Annotated in this window: 15 protein-coding genes; 7 read left to right on the forward strand and 8 right to left on the reverse strand. The window is 63.1% G+C overall.

The window, feature by feature from the left end; genetic code table 11:
- Positions 1–10: 10 nt before the first annotated feature.
- Genes HNQ39_RS26225 through HNQ39_RS26250 form a run of 6 tightly spaced genes read right to left on the reverse strand, consistent with a single transcriptional unit; the run spans position 11 to position 9,546 of the window.
- Positions 11–766 (reverse strand): ABC transporter ATP-binding protein, encoded by a 756-nt coding sequence (locus HNQ39_RS26225; RefSeq protein WP_184203564.1) that lies wholly within the window; start codon positions 764–766, stop codon positions 11–13.
- 12 nt (positions 767–778) lie between these two features.
- Positions 779–1,414 (reverse strand): ABC transporter permease, encoded by a 636-nt coding sequence (locus tag HNQ39_RS26230; RefSeq protein WP_184203565.1) that lies wholly within the window; start codon positions 1,412–1,414, stop codon positions 779–781.
- On the reverse strand, positions 1,411–1,836 hold the full coding sequence (locus HNQ39_RS26235; RefSeq protein ID WP_184203566.1) for a PqqD family protein: 426 nt from the start codon (positions 1,834–1,836) through the stop codon (positions 1,411–1,413). The genes HNQ39_RS26230 and HNQ39_RS26235 overlap by 4 nt, the downstream gene beginning before the upstream one ends.
- Positions 1,833–2,816 carry a hypothetical protein gene (locus HNQ39_RS26240; RefSeq protein ID WP_184203567.1) on the reverse strand — a complete coding sequence of 328 codons (984 nt, stop codon included), beginning with the start codon at positions 2,814–2,816 and terminating at the stop codon, positions 1,833–1,835. The genes HNQ39_RS26235 and HNQ39_RS26240 overlap by 4 nt, the downstream gene beginning before the upstream one ends.
- Positions 2,817–2,822: 6 nt before the next feature.
- Positions 2,823–4,892 carry an OPT family oligopeptide transporter gene (locus HNQ39_RS26245; protein WP_184203568.1) on the reverse strand — a complete coding sequence of 690 codons (2,070 nt, stop codon included), beginning with the start codon at positions 4,890–4,892 and terminating at the stop codon, positions 2,823–2,825.
- A gap of 13 nt (positions 4,893–4,905) precedes the next feature.
- Positions 4,906–9,546, reverse strand: a complete 4,641-nt coding sequence (locus HNQ39_RS26250; RefSeq protein ID WP_184203569.1) for an FtsX-like permease family protein — start codon at positions 9,544–9,546, stop codon at positions 4,906–4,908.
- Positions 9,547–9,783: 237 nt separating this feature from the next.
- Here HNQ39_RS26250 and HNQ39_RS26255 point away from each other — a divergent pair, with 237 nt between their 5' ends.
- The 6 genes from HNQ39_RS26255 to HNQ39_RS26280 all read left to right on the forward strand — a co-directional run bounded on the left by HNQ39_RS26255 (position 9,784) and on the right by HNQ39_RS26280 (position 13,540).
- On the forward strand, positions 9,784–10,278 hold the full coding sequence (locus HNQ39_RS26255; RefSeq protein ID WP_184203570.1) for a GNAT family N-acetyltransferase: 495 nt from the start codon (positions 9,784–9,786) through the stop codon (positions 10,276–10,278).
- A 16-nt stretch (positions 10,279–10,294) separates the two neighbouring features.
- Positions 10,295–10,762 carry a PilZ domain-containing protein gene (locus HNQ39_RS26260; protein WP_184203571.1) on the forward strand — a complete coding sequence of 156 codons (468 nt, stop codon included), beginning with the start codon at positions 10,295–10,297 and terminating at the stop codon, positions 10,760–10,762.
- An 88-nt stretch (positions 10,763–10,850) separates the two neighbouring features.
- On the forward strand, positions 10,851–11,864 hold the full coding sequence (locus HNQ39_RS26265) for a Gfo/Idh/MocA family protein (RefSeq protein WP_184203572.1): 1,014 nt from the start codon (positions 10,851–10,853) through the stop codon (positions 11,862–11,864).
- 23 nt (positions 11,865–11,887) lie between these two features.
- Positions 11,888–12,061, forward strand: coding sequence for a hypothetical protein (locus tag HNQ39_RS26270; protein ID WP_184203573.1), 174 nt, complete (start codon positions 11,888–11,890; stop codon positions 12,059–12,061).
- Positions 12,062–12,109: 48 nt separating this feature from the next.
- Positions 12,110–13,108 (forward strand): ROK family protein, encoded by a 999-nt coding sequence (locus tag HNQ39_RS26275; RefSeq protein WP_184203574.1) that lies wholly within the window; start codon positions 12,110–12,112, stop codon positions 13,106–13,108.
- A 3-nt stretch (positions 13,109–13,111) separates the two neighbouring features.
- Entirely contained in the window at positions 13,112–13,540 is a 429-nt protein-coding gene (locus tag HNQ39_RS26280) for an EamA family transporter (RefSeq protein ID WP_184203575.1), read from the forward strand.
- A 48-nt stretch (positions 13,541–13,588) separates the two neighbouring features.
- On the opposite strand, the gene HNQ39_RS26285 is transcribed toward HNQ39_RS26280, so the two are convergent.
- Both HNQ39_RS26285 and HNQ39_RS26290 read right to left on the reverse strand, forming a co-directional pair.
- Positions 13,589–14,032, reverse strand: coding sequence for a hypothetical protein (locus HNQ39_RS26285; protein ID WP_184203576.1), 444 nt, complete (start codon positions 14,030–14,032; stop codon positions 13,589–13,591).
- Positions 14,033–14,097: 65 nt separating this feature from the next.
- Positions 14,098–14,868 (reverse strand): creatininase family protein, encoded by a 771-nt coding sequence (locus HNQ39_RS26290; RefSeq protein ID WP_184203577.1) that lies wholly within the window; start codon positions 14,866–14,868, stop codon positions 14,098–14,100.
- Between the two features lie 36 nt (positions 14,869–14,904).
- Here HNQ39_RS26290 and HNQ39_RS26295 point away from each other — a divergent pair, with 36 nt between their 5' ends.
- Positions 14,905–15,834, forward strand: coding sequence for a S66 peptidase family protein (locus HNQ39_RS26295; RefSeq protein ID WP_184203578.1), 930 nt, complete (start codon positions 14,905–14,907; stop codon positions 15,832–15,834).
- Positions 15,835–15,844: the final 10 nt, after the last annotated feature.

Raw genomic sequence — 15,844 nt, forward strand, 5'->3', positions numbered from 1 at the left:
CCGTAGGTCGTTAGTGACCGTCGTTTGTAAATTCCGATTCGATATCCGATCGGTCCTGAATCTTGTCGATCAGGCCATCACGAATGATCACCGCCCGGTCCGAGACTCGGATCATCTTCGGGTCATGGGTCGCGGTAATGATCGTGACATTGTGCTCCTGGTTCAAGCGGCGGAGGAGCGCGATAATCTCCGTTCCCGTATTCTGGTCCAGGTTTCCCGTAGGCTCGTCGGCGAGGATAATCGAGGGATTGTTGGCAAGGGCGCGGGCAATCGCGACACGCTGCTGCTGGCCACCGGAGAGCTGCCCCGGCTTGTGGTGGTAGCGGTGCCCCAGCCCGACCGTGTCCAGGAGCTCCATCCCGCGCTTGACACCGTCTTCGCTGGGCATTCCCGCAAAGACGGTCGGTAGGGTGACATTCTCCAGCGCGGTCATCACCGGGATCAGGTTAAAGGTCTGGAAGATATACCCAATCGTGTGACAGCGAAGAAACGCCAGCTCGGTCGCATCGAGCTGCGCCATGTCCACATCGTTGATAAAGACCGAGCCGCTGTTGGGCCGGTCCAGGCCGCCGATCATGTTGAAGAAAGTCGACTTGCCCGAGCCCGAGGGGCCGATGATCGAGATGTACTCGCCGCGCTTGATGTCGATGGAGATTCCCTTGAGCGCGCGGGTTACTTCATTGCCCATCACAAACTCTTTGGTCAGGTCCTTGGCACGGACGACATACTCGATCTTGCCGGATTCGTTGGTGGTTTCGTTGCTCATAGTTTTTGTGCTCTAAACATCGCTTCGTAGCGCCGCGGCGGGGGGGATGCGCGAGGCGGTGATCGCCGGGAAAAGAGTGGCTAGCATGGTCAGGACAATCCCAATTCCCACACACAGCACAAGGTTCAGCCCAAAGTCTGCGCCGGTGTAGGCACCGCTCCAGGTCTCGCCGTGGAAGGCGGTCTTAGGGTTGTAGGAGAAGTACTTGGTGACAATCATCAGGAGAGTCCCGATGAGATAGCCCAGCGACGAGGCAATCGCGCCCATGAGCGCGGCCTCGATCAGGAAGATCTTCACCACGAACTGCTCCAGCGCGCCCAGACACTTCATCGTCCCGATCTCACGGAAGCGCTCGGTGACACTCATCAGCATCGCGTTGGTGATTCCCACAGCGCACACCAGGAGCGAGAGCCCCACCAGCCAGTTGCTGCGCGCGGCCTCATCGGCGGCGACATTGGGCCCCGCCACCGCCTTGCCGGTCAGCACCGACGCTAAAAAGGCGATTCCTAAAAAGACGCCCCCGGCGGTGATCATCGAGCGCCAGAAGCGAATCTTGATCGTGTTGAGCGCGAACTCAAAGGCCTTCTTGAAGGGGAGCTGAACCCCCCGCTTGATGCCACTCTTGCTATGGTCTGTGGTGTTGCTCATTTTTTCTTGGTCGTCCCCGTCTGTAGGCCGATCAGCCGCCGATCCGCCAGCATCTTCAAGTACGCAGTCACCGATGCCTCCGCCTGACGCTTATTCAGCTGGTAGCTCTTGCTAATGCGGCTGGCAATACTCTCCACACTATGAGTGCCATCGCACAGCTCCCAGACATCGGAGCCGATCTGGTCCAGCTCGATCTTCTTGTCATCCGGGAGCTTGAACCACTTGGCGATAAAGTTGCCCCAGCGGTCTTGGCGGCGAGGAACCCGCACCAGCACCAGCTCGGGTAGGCCCTCCTGGCGGGTGGGCTCGCGCGACCAGGCGATCAGCGGGTGGCGCACCGGCCGTGCGGTCAGGACCTGCATCCGGCTGGGACGGTTCTTCTTCTGCTCGATGACAGCGCGGAGCTGGCCGATCACGCTCATACGTGGCACCTCATCCGGGCGACAATCTCCTCGACCGGGTCGGTGGCGCGGCGTGGGCGAAGGCTCTGCACGAGGTAGATCTTGTTGGAGGGCTCACAGTGCCACGCCCGCGCCGAGAAGCGTGTCGCAGGAACATGGAGGCTCATCAGATCGCGGAAGGCCTGCACCCAGGGCTGACCGAAGGCAAGTCCGCCGTCCAGGGCGATCGCCTCGTGGCCTTGGACGCTTGCCTCCTCCACTTGGGAGCGGGCTTGGGTCAGGTCGCCCTTGGCGTTGGCCTCCACCCAAGAGTCGAGGTAGGCATCGCGGCGTGCCACATTGGCGACCGCCCACTGCTCGATCCCGATCTTGTCCATCCCATCGGCCAGCGAGAGGCGCAGGTAGACATTCATCAGCTGCTGGCTGGCGAGCTGGTAGCGGCTGGGGAGCTCCAAGGTCAGGTCAAAGAGCGACCAGAGCCGCCAACCAGGCTCGGCATCACGGTTCTCGATAGACGCCAGGATGCTCTCCGCAACCCCCGCGAGCCCCTTGCGCCCGCTCCGGTCCCCAATCACCTGGGCGATCACCACGCGTCGGGTCTCTTTGCAGTGCCAGAGCGCGCCAAAGGCTTTCTTATCCCCAGTCCACTTAAACCCAAAGCCCGTGCGCTCCGTGCGCTGCACGCCACGAGGAAGCGGGGTGAGCTCGCTCTCAAACTCTAGCTTTTTCTTCTTTGCCGCCCGGCTCAGGGAGGCCAGATAGGACTCGGCGCGCACCTCCACATCGAGAGGCTTCTTAGTCTTCTTCGGCTCGGTCGCCCACTTGAGCTCAAGGCCCTGCTCCCGGCCGTCATCGACCCGCAGGTAGCCCTCGTCGAAGCTCCCCGAGAACCCCGAGAGCTCCCAGCCCTCCGGGACAGACAGGGTAAAGCCCTGCCAGCCCAGAAGCCTGGTCTGTCGTCGCGCCTCTCTCGGAGTGTCTTTAACGGGGGCTGCAGTCATGAGCATCTAGAAGGGAAGCGGCTGGACCGCCTTGGCGATCAGCGCGAGCGCAATCGCGGCCATGGAGATCAGGCCCGTGCCACAGGCAAAGCCCGCGAGCAGAACCGGGGCGTAGTTGCGCCACTTCTCGACCCCGTAGCGCTTGGCAAAGTAGTACTTACCCAGACAGGCACCCACAAAGGTCGGGATCGTGTCGGCGGGAAGCGCATTGGCACCCCCGGCCGCGCCGTAGAAGGCCAGCATCGGGAGCTTGGCGACATACATGATCCCGTAGAGGGCCAGGGTCGCCACGCCGCCGCCCACGATGAAGGCCGGCTTGATCGAGTCCAGCACCCAAGCCGCGCCGCCGGACTTATTGATCTGGTTCCAGATCGCCTGCTGCGAGGCGATCAAGGGCCACATGCGCTGGGCGAAGGGATACTGGCTGGACGGAATCTGGCTCGTGCCCCAGATAAACGACCAGTACATAAAGCCCCCGAGCATGATCAGCGGGAACATCAGGGCCTCGGCCTTGAGAATCGACGTGAACTTGGTCTTGGTGAGCTCGACCTCACGGAAGCGCTGGGCCAGAGAGCCGTAGTCGTGGATGGGCAGGGGGGCAAACCAGACATCGATCTTCTTGTACCCCGACTCCATCACGGTCAGCTCTTTAACAAACGGGAACTGGGCGTCTTGGCTGGTAAGCCCAAACATACGGGCCGCTACATAGGAGTTGAGTGGGGTCAGGAGAAGCCCATAGCCCAGTAGGAGCCAGACCGGGAACGCGGGGATCAGGTAGTGGGTGAAGGCGATATAGGCGACAGTCGCCACCAGCCAGATACCCAGCGCAATCTTCCACCAGCCTGCTTTATCGCCGCGGCCTGCCGGGACCTCGTGCCAGGCACCCCGAGTCTCGCGCTTCAGCCCACGCGAGGCCTCGATCGAGCCCTTGACAATGATATAGATCCCGATAAAGGCAATCGCGAGCTGGATGCCCACACCCGCCGAGAGCCAGAAGTCAAAGTGGTTGACGACACGCGTCTCAATGGACTCGGTTCCCGGATGCCACTGCTTGAGAATCCCCTGGTGGTAGAGCACTGGGTTGAGCCCAATCTGGCAGATCACCGACGAGATAAAGCTAGCAAAGACCATCTCAAAGGGCAGGACAAAGCCGGTGAGAATCTTGCCCAGGTCGCCCGAGTAGCCCACGGGCGCAGCGGGAAGAAGGTTCTCCGTGGACGACATGAAGTCAATAAACGGAATCGGGATAAGGGTGACGGCCTTACCAAACGCGGTTCCGGTCAGGATCGGGATGGCGGTGTAGATCGCGCCAAAGATCAGCCCAATCACGGTCCCGGTGGAGAAGATGCGCCAGCGCCAGGAGTCCTCTTTGCTTCCGGCCTCGGCGAGCGCGGTCGCCCCGGAAGCGGCGACGGAGGCCAGGGGGAAGGGGAGGCGCTCGACATCACTGGTGGCACGGAAGAGAATATAGCCTGCCGGAAGCCAAGAGAGGCGCTCCAGGGTCTGGTGCACCATCATGACCCCGATTGGCCCCCACCACGCAGGATGGAAGAAGCTGCGCTGGTCGAGCGCGGCAGAGCCGGGCTGGGGCGTCGAGAACCAGGGAATCTCCTTGGCGATCGAGGCGGCCTGTGGGCTCTGGATGTAGTACTGGTTCCAGATCAGCCAGCCAAACGGCCCTCCTGAGATGCCACGGTCCGCCCCTGCGACGGCCGCAAGGCCGCCGGCGACGTAGTACAGCAGGAAGATCTCTTGGCGCTTGAGTGGCAAGAACGAGCGGCGCGCGATCTCGGCAAACAGCACAATGGTTACCCACTGCGACGCCGCCCCGAGCCCCGAGCCCGCAACCAGCCCAAGGTAGATCGCACCGGCGGTCATGATCAGGCTCACAAAGATCGAGCCGAGGATCGTCTTGCCCGTGAAGCCCTCCTCAAACGTGTTGTCATCGCCCTCGGACTCCGCCTCGATAAAGTCGCGGCTGTCGGAGACACTATGGTCTTCGTGGTCGCTGTGGCGAGGCGTTGCGACCTCCTCGGAGGGGTGGGCCTCGCGGGCGCTGTGGTTGTTCTCTTCCATTTCGTTTGCCATTTTACGCCTCCACGCTCGTGAACTCGGTCTCGGTGAGGTAGCGCTCACGATCCGCGGCGGTCAGGGTGCGCCAGACCAGGAACTGCTTGCGCAGGGTGTTGAGGAAGCGCCGGTTGACACGCTTCCAGTTGGAGACATCGCCCGAGACCCGGTGGAGGGTGAGCTTCAGGTCGAAGACATCCTCGAAGTCGGTGGGCAGGGTCTCAAGCCGAATCATCTGGGAGACACCCAGGTCAAAAGGCGCTAGCCATGCCTTACAGCCGATTCTATAGGCGGTGCCGTTGGGGGTCTCGAAGGTCTCTCGCGTGATGCCCTCGGTGATGAAGTCCCCGACCGAGTAGCCCTCGTAGCTCTGGAACCACTCGGCGAGGAAGCCATTGACACCCACTGCCTGGTTTCCTGTCACGGCGAAGGGGAGCTGGAGCTGCCAGTCATCGCCCACGGGCTCGGGCACGGACCAGGTGCGGCTGCTCGACGGGCTCGCGACCTCGGATGCCTTCTTGGCCGGCCAGAGGGTCGAGAGCAGCACCACCGCTACCACCACGAGGGTGGAGAGCACGGCGCTCACCGACGAGAAGTTCAGGGAGAGGCCCTGCATGAGGTGGAAGGTGGAGAGGAGCTTGCTGATGCCCTGGCCCAAGACGTAGCCCGAGACCGAGCCCAGGATGGCGTAGACCAGCGCCTCCGCCATGAATAGCGTCCCAATATTGGCCGGCGAGAGCCCAATCGAGCTAAAAATGTGAATTTCTTTCACACGCTCAAAGACCGAGCCCAGCATCGTGTTGAGGACAATCAGCGCCGCGATCAGAATCGGGATCAGGATCGTCCCAAAGTCCTCGCCCTTGGTCGCGCCCACCGACGAGAACCGCTCGATCTTGCCCGGCTTCTCCCCGAGCTTCTCGGAGGCCGCGTAGAGGTTCATGTCGAAGCGCTTCATCAGGTTCTCTTTGAGCTCCTTGACCACCGCGCTCTCGTCGTCGCCGTAGCCGATCGCCACGGAGCGCAGGTCGCCGCCCAGGTTGATGAGGGTCTGGTAGGGGACAAAGAAGATGACGTCGCTGTCGAGGTGGAGATACTGCTGGAAGCCGCTGGAGCTATCGGTCTTGCCCTGCTTCTGGAGCTGCTGCATCTGCACAAAGTCGACCGGCGTGAGCGGCTCCTGGTCGTGGTCGAGGATCTGCTTGAACTTGTCCTGATCCAAGATACCAATCACCGTGTAGTCTTGCCCGGAGAAGCTCACCTTCGCCGACGCATTGCTCACATCTGAGTCCGTGATGCGCAGGTTGTCCGCGACTTTCCGGGGCAGGATCATCACCAGCGTGTCGCCGGGAGCGAACCAGCGGCCGGCGGCCAGGGCATCGGCGGCATGGGTGACCTTGGCCTCGTTGGCCGAGAGCCCGACCGCGCCCTTGGCACCAAACTCACGGTCGGCACGCTTGAGGGTGAGGAAGGTCTGCTCCCCGGGCTGCGTCCCCAGGAACCAGCCGCGCGGAGCCACCAGGCGGGTCTTGCCAAACTCATCGTCGAGCAGGCGGTAGGCCACCTGCTGGAGCGCGTTCCAGTTCGGGTCTCGCAGGAGGATCCCATTGTAGAGCGGCTTGCCCGGCGCGGGGACCTGGTTGAAGCGTAGCTCCTGGACAATCGACGTGAAGGCCAGAACCGTGAAGGTCAGCAAAATCAGGGTCGCGCAGGTTAGGATCGTGCGGGTTGAGCGACGGCGCATGTTGGCGACGCCCAGTGCAAAAGCGGCGATGGCAATCGAGCCCTTGCCCGCATCGAGAGAGTGCGTTCCCTGGGTCTCCTTGGACTGCTGCTTGAGCTGTTGCTCGAACTTCTGCCACACCAAGACGGTCACCAGCACCGAGAGGGCCATCATGATAAAGGCCAGCAGGATGATCCCCGCGTTCAGGGTGATGCGAAAGGCCGGGTGGATCAGGGCGAAGATGCCAAAGATGCCCAAGAAGATCAAGAACACCCCGCCCAGCTGGCGCTTGAGGTCCGAGAAGCCAAAGAGCAGGCGCTCTAGGAAGTAGGCAAAGGGGATCATCAGCGCCAGGTAGAAGATCACGCCATTGACCACGTCCTGCTGGGTCTTGGTGACATCCGGGTAGGCGCGGCTCTCGTAGCCCCAGGCGGCGCGGGAGTAGGTATCGAAGCTCTGGTAGTCCTTGGCGGCGAGCGCGGCCTCTGCCTTGTCGATAAACTCCTTGGCGTTGGCGTGGAGCCCCTCGATCCCGCGGTTGCGAATATTGTTGGTAATCAGGCGCTGGATGCGGAAGTCATCGAGCTTCCACATGTCCTTGGCGACATTGAGCGCGGTGTGGATAATCGCCGACGAGCGCGACGACTCAATGGCGTCCTCTCCCTTGCCCGCGCCCATCACATAGCCCTCGCCCTCGGGGTTCTTCTCGGTGGAGTTGATCAGGAGGAAGCGGGTGGCGGCGGGGCCGGAGCCCATGATGATCTTGAACTGGCGCAGCTTGTTGGTGGCGGCGTTCTTCTCCTGGCCCATGCTGTACTCATCGCCGCGGCGGGCAAAGATGACGGCGGTGTCCTCGACATAGCTGACACCGGGCTCGGGCTTGGAGAGGGCATAGCCAAACTGGCGCGGCTCGCCGTTGGAGATGCCATCGTAGATCGTCATCGTGGAGAGGGTGCGAAGCGCCTGCTGGTCCACGAGGTCGAAGATATTGGTCGCCACACACGGGAAGACTACCGAGAGGACCTCTTTCTCGCCCGTGGTAATGCGGAAGGTGCTGGGATAGGCTGCGCCGGTGACCCCTTTATCCGGGGCGTAGTCCAGATCACCTGTCTTGGGGTCGAGGCGGTAGGCCTCGATCCGGTGCTCCTGGTTGTCTGCCGTGGTGGGAGGCATGCCCTTGAAGGCAAAGCTCGCCTTGCCCTCTTTGCCCTTGAAGCCGCCTTCGTCGTCGCCCACCATCTGGATGAAGTTGCCACGCACCCCGATAAAGCTCTTGGTGTTGGCGTTGCTGGGAACCACAACCAGCGCGCGGTCTACTGGGTCGGTGGGGACCAGCGAGCGGCGGGGCTCGAACTCACGCACACGCCCCTTGAGGGTGGCAAAGCCCGAGCGCAGGCCCATACGGGTCCACTGGCAGGTCTTGTAGAGCGGAATCTGCTTCTTGGGATCAGCGTTCTGGTCGTTGGGGTCGTTGACATAGTGCTGCAGCAGACAAACAAAGGTCTTGAGCTGGAGCGCGAGGTTGGCGATATTGACTTTCTCCAGCGTGTCAAACGGGGTGTCGACCTGGTTGCGGGAGTCGTCGATGGAGGAGAATGTGACCCCAAAGCCGCCGGCCATCCCCACTATTTCGGAGTCAAAGGCGGGCTTGCCGGGGATAAAGTTGCGCCAGCTCTTGCCATCGACCGGGTTGACCCCATCCGAGAAGCGCTTCTTGGCATCGTAGCCGAGGGTCTCGGCGACCTTATCGTTGTTCTCACGGGCCACACGTGCGATATCGGAGAAGAGGTTCTGGGTGTCCTCACGCACATTGATCAGGTGGGCTTTGTAGAAGATTCCCAGCGCACGGGTCTGGCTGGAGAGATCGAGGCCAACCCAGAGATAGATCGGGTCCTTGGGGTCCTTCGCCTGCCCAAAGAGCTTGGCAAACGGCCCCGGGACTTGCCAGTCGTCGATGTGGTTGTCCAGAAACTCGCGCACGCCTTGCAGCCCGAGGCAGTGCCCCGAGGTCGCCAGAAACCAGATCGTGCGCTCATGCCCGAGCTTCTTAAACGTCCGCGCGGTCTGGAGCAGGCCCGCAAGCCCACCCGCCTGCTCGGCACCAGGGGCGATCCCGGGGACCACGGACATGGCATCGTAGTAGCTCTGAACGACAATAATCTGCTTGGCGATCTTGGGGTCTTTGCTCTGGCCGGGGAGGACTCCCAGGAAGTTCTTGGCCTGCACCCGCTCCCACTTCATGTCGGCGTGGAGGCTGGCGGTGAGGCTCTTGCGGGAGAGCGCGAGGGCCTGGAGCGCGGCAGCATCGCTCTTCTTGATGTAGAAGCGGGGGATGGAGAGAGGGATCGAGACAAACTTGGCCTCAGCCTCTCCGCGCATGGTCTTGTCGGGCTCGATAAAGATCACGGCCTTGGCCCCGAGGCGCGGCGCGTTGAGCCAGTCGGTGCCGGAGTTGAAGTCTACGAGGACAATCGAGCCCTCGACATCCTTGCCGTTGAAGGCACCCAAGAGTCCGTTGCCGGCGTAGATCAGCGGCCCGCTCAACCCTTCTTCGGGGAGCTGGCTGGTGCGCACTAAGTTGGGCCAGATGCAGTAGAGCGGGTAGGTCTTGCCATTGGCCTCCAGTCGGGCGCCCTTGTCCATCGGGACGGTGGCGGTGAAGCTCTCGGAGGTGACCGCAGAGTCCCCAAAGAGGCTCTTGAACTCGCGCTCGACATACTCGGCGGCCTTGCGCTCTCCGGGGTAGCCCACGACACGCGAGCCATTACTGGAGAGCTCACGTATGGTCTGCGCCAGCGCTGTGTTGTCCACACTCGCCGCCAGGGCCTTGTACTTGTCCGCCAGAGCCGGGTCCACTGCAGCCCGGACCGACGAAGAGACTGCGACGAGCGCCGTCAGCAGAAAAGTCGCCTGACGAACAAAGCGCGCAAGAGTCATCATCGAGGAGTTCCTTCGTACCACCTCCCCCAAGTTCGTTGGGGGGATTCGCCGTGATAATAGCACGTTAACGCATTTCGCCGCAACCGAGGCAATATCCTGCCGTGCATTGAAATACCCGGCAGAAGGCAAGGAGCGTCCCGAGGACGCATAAACTCCCAGCCTCTCCCGCGTCCCCGGGACGCTCCCTTCCCCGAGACGGGTATTTCAATGCCTGGCTCATACCAGGTACAATCGTCCATGCCTGACTTACTCGTGCCGCTCTACAAGCTGCCTTCGGTGGACGAGGAACTCGCCCGCCTGCGCGCCGAGGGGATTGTCGTGCGCCGCGCCTTTCCCTTCGATCTCTCCCGTACCCGACGCTTTATCGCCAAGACGTTCTCCGAGGGCTGGGCCGACGAGACCGAGGCGGGCTTTGCCCGCCAGCCCATCACCTGCTGGATCGCCATCCACGAGAAACGGGTGATCGGCTTTGCCTGCGTCGATGCGACCATGCGCGGCTTTTTCGGCCCCACCGGGGTCGATCCTACCTTTCGTGGCCGGGGAGTGGGGGCGGCGCTCTTGCTTGCCGCGCTCCATGGACTCAAAGAGCTGGGCTACGGCTACGGTATAATTGCCGGGGCCGGGCCGGTCGCCTTCTACGAGAAGTGCTGCGGTGCCACGGTGATCCCCGGCTCGGAGCCTGGTGTCTACGTGGACATGCTGGACGCCGATGGTGAAGAAGCTGCCCGCTAGAGACGATAATACAACCATGCCATTTGAAGACGAAGAAGAGTTTGAGATCCCCGACGATGTCGAGGCGATCCTGCGCCGACAGGACGAGGCCATGGCCTTGCTGGAGCGCCTGCGCGCCGCCGAGCCGTTTCGCCGCCCCAAGGCCGACCAGCAGGGCGCACGCCGCCGGGAGTTCCGCCGCTGGCCGATTCCCGAGGGCGTGACCCTGGAGCTCCACGATAGCAACGGCTGGAGGACCGCCGATGTGCTGGACATGGGAGTGGGCGGTGCTCGGCTCAACGTCCTACCTGCCTTCGCCGATGGCCCCACGCCCGCCCGGCTCAAGGCTCCGGCGTCGCAGGCCGTGCTCGTGCTGTGCGATGTGATGTGGAAAGACAACGACGGTCGTGCGGGGATTCGCTTTGAGTTCCGCGACGAAGACGAGCGTGAGAACTGGTCGGGGGGGCTGATCGATGCGCTCCTGGCACGGCACGCGGTGAGCTAATAGCCCCCTAACCCCCGCCAAGCGGGGGGAATACAAGGAATTTCCTCTTTGTCCCCCCGCTTGGCGGGGGCTAGGGGGTAGGAAGAACATGAAACGAATTGGACTCATGGGCTGCGGCGTGGTCGCCGACTACGGCCACTCCCACGCGGTCGCCCAGACCGATGGCCTGACGCTGGCCGCGCTCTACGACCCCAACCCCGAGGCACTCGCGCGGCTGGCGGGACGCTACCCCGAGGCGCAGGCCTTCACCGATGCCGAGGCGTTCTACCGCAGTGGGCTCGATGCGGTCACGATCACGTCGCCGGCTCCCTACCATCTGGAGAACCTACGCGGCGCGGCCAACCACGGCCTGCACGTGCTCTGTGAGAAGCCCCTCGCCATGACCGAGACCGAGATCGAGCAGATGATCGGGATCGCCGAGGGGGCGGGGATTCTCTTCGCCACCGCGCTCTGCTATCGGTTTAGCCCGGTCGCCCAGAAGATCAAGCAGATGGTCGAGGAGCGCTGGATCGGCGATATCCGGGCGATGCGCCTGATCTATGTCTGGAACCTGCACGGCAAGTGGGAGCGCGATAACCACGGCAACCACTACGAATCGGCGCGGCGCATCGGGCGCTTTGAAGAGGGCGGCCCGATGGTGGACTGCGGCGTGCACCAGATCGATCTCGCGCTCTGGTGGAGCGGCTCGGAGCTCGTGCGCCAGCAAGCCGCCGCCGCCTGGATCGAGGAGCACGATGCCCCCGGGCACATGTGGCTCCACATGGACCATGCCAACCAGTGCCACACCTGTGTCGAGATTAGCTACTCCTACACCCACACCGCACAGAACCCCTACGATCTCTTCACCTACGAGCTGATCGGCACCGATGGCCTCATCCGCTATGTCCGTGATGGCTGGTTCTTTGAGGTCCGCAACTCCCAGGGAACCCTCCAGCTCCCTGGCGCGAGCGAGAAGGACTTCCACGGGATGTACGCCGCTTGGCGCGATGCCCTCCACACCGGCAAGCTCGGCTCGCTGCCGTCGGCGCGCGAGGGCCTCCGGGTGACCCGGATCGCCCGCCGCGCCACCGAGGCCGTGATGGGCTCACGCTACCGAAAATAGGCTCTCGCGCCGAAGATAGGGGTATGAAGTATCTCGTACTCCTTCTTCTTCTGGGAGCCCTCTGTGGCTGTGAGCGTGAGGCGACCCCCCAGGAAGCCACGGCAACCGCACGCCGGACGATCGACCAGGCCGATGCGATCCAGAAAGATTCCCAGAAACGTGTCCAGGAAAACGATGCCCTCACCAGCGGAAAATAACGGTTGGACGTGCTATACTGACCCGATGATTTTGGGAGGTAGGACACGTTGAGTTGGAATCGGGAAGCCCGCTATGTGGTGGGAGCGGATCTGGGTGGCACCAACATTCGCGCGGCGGTACTAGATCGCGAAGGCAAGATGCTTGGCCACGGGAAACGCCCGTCGCTGGCGCTGGAGGGCGCGACGCGCACGGTTGCACAGATCAAACAAGCCGTTGACGAAGCCATCTCTGAGGCGGGCGTCAGCCGGGCCGAGATCGGGGGGCTTGGCATTGGAGTGCCGGGCCATATCGACCCCACGGGCAAGAAGGTTCTCTGGGCTCCGAACTTCTACGAGGATGGCTTTCCCTACCGGAATATCTCCCTGGGCGATCCCATTGCGGAGGCGACTGCGCTTCCCGTTCTGATGGGCAACGATGCCAATGTCGCGGCCATGGGCGAGTTCCGCTTTGGCGCGGGGCGCGGCACGCGGACCATGGTGATGTTTACCCTTGGGACGGGTGTTGGTGGCGGGCTGATCCTGGACGGCAAGCTCTGGACCGGCTTCACGGGCGGTGCGGGTGAGCTGGGGCACATTATTATCGCGGCGGGAGACCGGGGCGGGGCGGCTGCCTACGGGAGCCTGGAGTCCATGGCCCAGATCGCGGCGATCTGCGAGCGTGCCTCCCGCAAACTGTGCCAGGGACGACCGAGTGTGCTGGCGGAACGCTGTGCCTACGACTGGCACCGAATCACCCCCAAAGATATCGCCGATGCTGCCAACGAAGGCGATGCGGTCGCGCGGGAGGTGCTGGAAGAGACCGGCTACTACATTGGTCTTGGGGTGACGTCTGTGGTGATGCTCCTCAACCCGGAGAAGATCGTGATCGGGGGCGGCGTCTCGGGTGCAGGCGAGCTTCTCTTTGAGCCGATCCGACGGACCGCGTGGGCGAACTCGTCCAGCACGCTCATCAAGGACTGCCCGATTATCGCGGCGGAGCTGGGCGACGATGCCGGGATCTACGGCGGGGCAGGGCTTGTCTTCGATGCGCTTGAGAGCGCCGTTTAACCCGTGAGCTGGGCAGGCTGGGCGCTTCTCTCAGCCTGCTTCGCCGCGCTGACCGCGATCCTCGCCAAGGTCGGTATTCAGGGAATTCCCTCCAACTTAGCCATGGCGGTGCGCACGAGTGTCGTGCTGGTCGCGGCCTGGGGGCTGGTGCTGGCCCGCGGCGAGGCACGAGAGCTGACCGCGCTTCCCCAAAAGACCCTTCTCTTTCTTGTCCTCTCGGGCCTCGCCACCGGCGCGTCCTGGCTGTGCTACTTTAAAGCCCTGGCACTTGGCCCTGTCTCACGAGTCGCGCCTATCGACAAGCTCAGCTTTGTGCTCGCCGCGATCCTGGCGGTGGTCTTTCTCAAGGAGAAGCTCACCTGGCCGCTGGCGCTGGGGTGCCTGCTGATTGTCGCGGGGGTTTTGCTGACCCTCTACAGCCCCACAAAGTAAAAGCCCCCTCCCGCGAGTGAGACTCTCAGGAGGGGGCTCTGCAGGTTCCTAGCCCTTCTTGCCGGACTTTCCAGGTGCCCCCCCGGTGGCCCCGGGAGCGCCGCCCCCGGGGCCACCAGGTCCTCCGGGACCACCCGGAGCGCCGCCGCCCGGCCGTGAGGTGCGGCCCATGGCGTTCTTGCGGGCCTCTTCCAGCTTCTTCTTCTGCTCCGGGGTCAGGAGGGCCGTGAGCTGCTCCAAGTGCTTCTTGCGCAGTGCAAGCGACTCTTCGCGCTGCTTGGTTTGGAGAGCCTTCACCTTCGCCTTTTGCGCATCGGTGAGCCCAAGCTCGGCGATGATGCGATCGTTGCCGCCGCGTCCACCCCCCGGTCCACCAGGGCCTCCCGGTCCGCCCGGGCCTCCGGGACCGCCAGGACGACCAGGGCCTCCTTGGGCGAGAGACGGGGCCACGAGGGCCAAAAGTGCCACGAGGGCGAGTGCGGTTGCTTTCATGGTAGTTTCATACTCCTTGTAGGACTTGTTATACGGCCAAAAGATGAAAAAGTTCTGTAGAGATGCTAAGGCACGGTCGGCCAGGTTGCGTATTCTCTCACAAACTTGACAATTACGTCGGTGGCGGTCTGGATCAGAAGCTCGCCTTTCTCTGGCGAGGCGTCGTCGGGGAAGCCAAATGCGCCGGTCTCGCTGCCTTGCTTCATCGTGCGGAGGACCGCCAGACGATTGTTCTTGATGTGGTCCGGGCTCCAGAACGCCGAGTCGATATCCCGCCGTGATGCCGGGCGGCTGTCTTTGACGAGCTCGGGGTGGGTGACCTGAATGACACTGGTCTCCCACTCACAGGCATGGATCACCTTCTTCTGCACCAGCCCCAGGGCCGCTAGCTCGGGGAGGGCGAGCTCGAACCAGGAGCCCACCGAGAGATAGAGCTCGGGCAGCGTCTCTTGGTAGCGGAGCTGAACTTCGAGCAAAGCGGACTGGGTGGGGACGATATTGCCCGAGTGGGAGTTGAGGAAAAATAGCTTGCGAAACCCCGCCGAGATCAGGCTCTCCGCCATGTCCTCGATCACGGCACGGTAGGTCGCTTGCGAGAGGCTAACCGTCCCGGGGAAGCTCAGGTGGTGGTGGCTCGCCCCGACCCAGAGCATGGGGGTGAAGAGGGCAATCTCCTCGGTTGCTGCCTCGACTCGTCGCGCGATCTCGCCGCCGATAAACGAGTCCGTGAGGAGGGGGAGGTGGTGCCCATGCTGCTCCAGTGCGCCAATGGGACAGACCACGACCCGCTCGGTGAGCCCGGGGATCTCGGTCCAGGTTTTTGTGCCAAGTTGCATGGCGGCCTGTTCACCAAAGCGGGGTACAATTCCTCTATGAACTGGCCACGTCCTCTTCGCCCCGGTGGCACCATTGGTATCTGCTCCCCCGCGGGGCCGTCCCCGGAGGGCGCGGTCGAGCGTGGCGCGCAAGCCCTCGAAAAGCGTGGCTACAAGGTCGTGGTCGCGCCCCATGCGACGGCTCATCACCCGCGCCTCGACTACCTCGCGGGCACCGAAGCCCAGCGCCTCGACGATCTTAACGGGCTGATTCGCAACCCGGAGATCGACCTGATCCTGGCGGCCCGTGGGGGCTACGGGGCGGGGAAGCTGCTCGATGGGCTCGACTACGAGGCGCTCTGTGCCGATCCCAAGCCGCTGGTGGGCTACTCGGATATCACGGCGCTCAACCTCGCGCTGGCGAGCAAGGGCGTCGTGTCGTACTCAGGGATCATGGCCACGGCGGGCGATGGCTTTGGCGAGGATACCCTAGACCCGTTCTCGGAGGCGAGCTTCTTCCAGGCCGTCACCCAGAGCGATCCGGTCTTCACCCAGCCCACCGATGCCCCGCTGCTTGTCCACCGCGGCGCATCCACCCTCACCGGGCCGCTCTTCCCGGTCTGCCTGAGCCTGCTAGAGTCGCTGATCGCCACGCCCTATGTCCCGGACATGACCGGAGGGCTGCTCTTGATCGAGGATGTCTACGAGGAGCTCTACGCCGTCGACCGAGCGCTCAACCAGCTCCGGCTCGCAGGCGTCCTGGAGAGGCTGGCAGGCATCCTCATCGGCTCGTTTAATGGCTTCAAGGACGAGCGCGATGCCGTGCTGCTCCATGGAGTTCCCGAGCTCGCTCTCGAAGCCGCCCCAGAGCAAGTCGGCGTGGTCTCCGGCTTTGTCTACGGCCACATTCCCCGCCGCTTCACACTTCCAATGGGCGTGACGGCGACACTGCATGCACCGAAGAGCACGCTGACGATCACGCGCTAAGGGGTACAAT

It is taken from the genome of Armatimonas rosea (genome assembly GCF_014202505.1).
Taxonomy (GTDB): domain Bacteria; phylum Armatimonadota; class Armatimonadia; order Armatimonadales; family Armatimonadaceae; genus Armatimonas; species Armatimonas rosea.

Coding starts and splice junctions, on each gene's coding strand:
- HNQ39_RS26265 (WP_184203572.1), top strand. CDS start 10,851: ATGAAACGAATTGGACTCATGGGCTGCGGCGTGGTCGCCGACTACGGC.
- HNQ39_RS26270 (WP_184203573.1), top strand. CDS start 11,888: ATGAAGTATCTCGTACTCCTTCTTCTTCTGGGAGCCCTCTGTGGCTGT.
- HNQ39_RS26260 (WP_184203571.1), top strand. CDS start 10,295: ATGCCATTTGAAGACGAAGAAGAGTTTGAGATCCCCGACGATGTCGAG.
- HNQ39_RS26240 (WP_184203567.1), bottom strand. CDS start 2,816: ATGACTGCAGCCCCCGTTAAAGACACTCCGAGAGAGGCGCGACGACAG.
- HNQ39_RS26235 (WP_184203566.1), bottom strand. CDS start 1,836: ATGAGCGTGATCGGCCAGCTCCGCGCTGTCATCGAGCAGAAGAAGAAC.
- HNQ39_RS26255 (WP_184203570.1), top strand. CDS start 9,784: ATGCCTGACTTACTCGTGCCGCTCTACAAGCTGCCTTCGGTGGACGAG.
- HNQ39_RS26225 (WP_184203564.1), bottom strand. CDS start 766: ATGAGCAACGAAACCACCAACGAATCCGGCAAGATCGAGTATGTCGTC.
- HNQ39_RS26290 (WP_184203577.1), bottom strand. CDS start 14,868: ATGCAACTTGGCACAAAAACCTGGACCGAGATCCCCGGGCTCACCGAG.
- HNQ39_RS26295 (WP_184203578.1), top strand. CDS start 14,905: ATGAACTGGCCACGTCCTCTTCGCCCCGGTGGCACCATTGGTATCTGC.
- HNQ39_RS26230 (WP_184203565.1), bottom strand. CDS start 1,414: ATGAGCAACACCACAGACCATAGCAAGAGTGGCATCAAGCGGGGGGTT.
- HNQ39_RS26250 (WP_184203569.1), bottom strand. CDS start 9,546: ATGATGACTCTTGCGCGCTTTGTTCGTCAGGCGACTTTTCTGCTGACG.
- HNQ39_RS26285 (WP_184203576.1), bottom strand. CDS start 14,032: ATGAAAGCAACCGCACTCGCCCTCGTGGCACTTTTGGCCCTCGTGGCC.
- HNQ39_RS26245 (WP_184203568.1), bottom strand. CDS start 4,892: ATGGAAGAGAACAACCACAGCGCCCGCGAGGCCCACCCCTCCGAGGAG.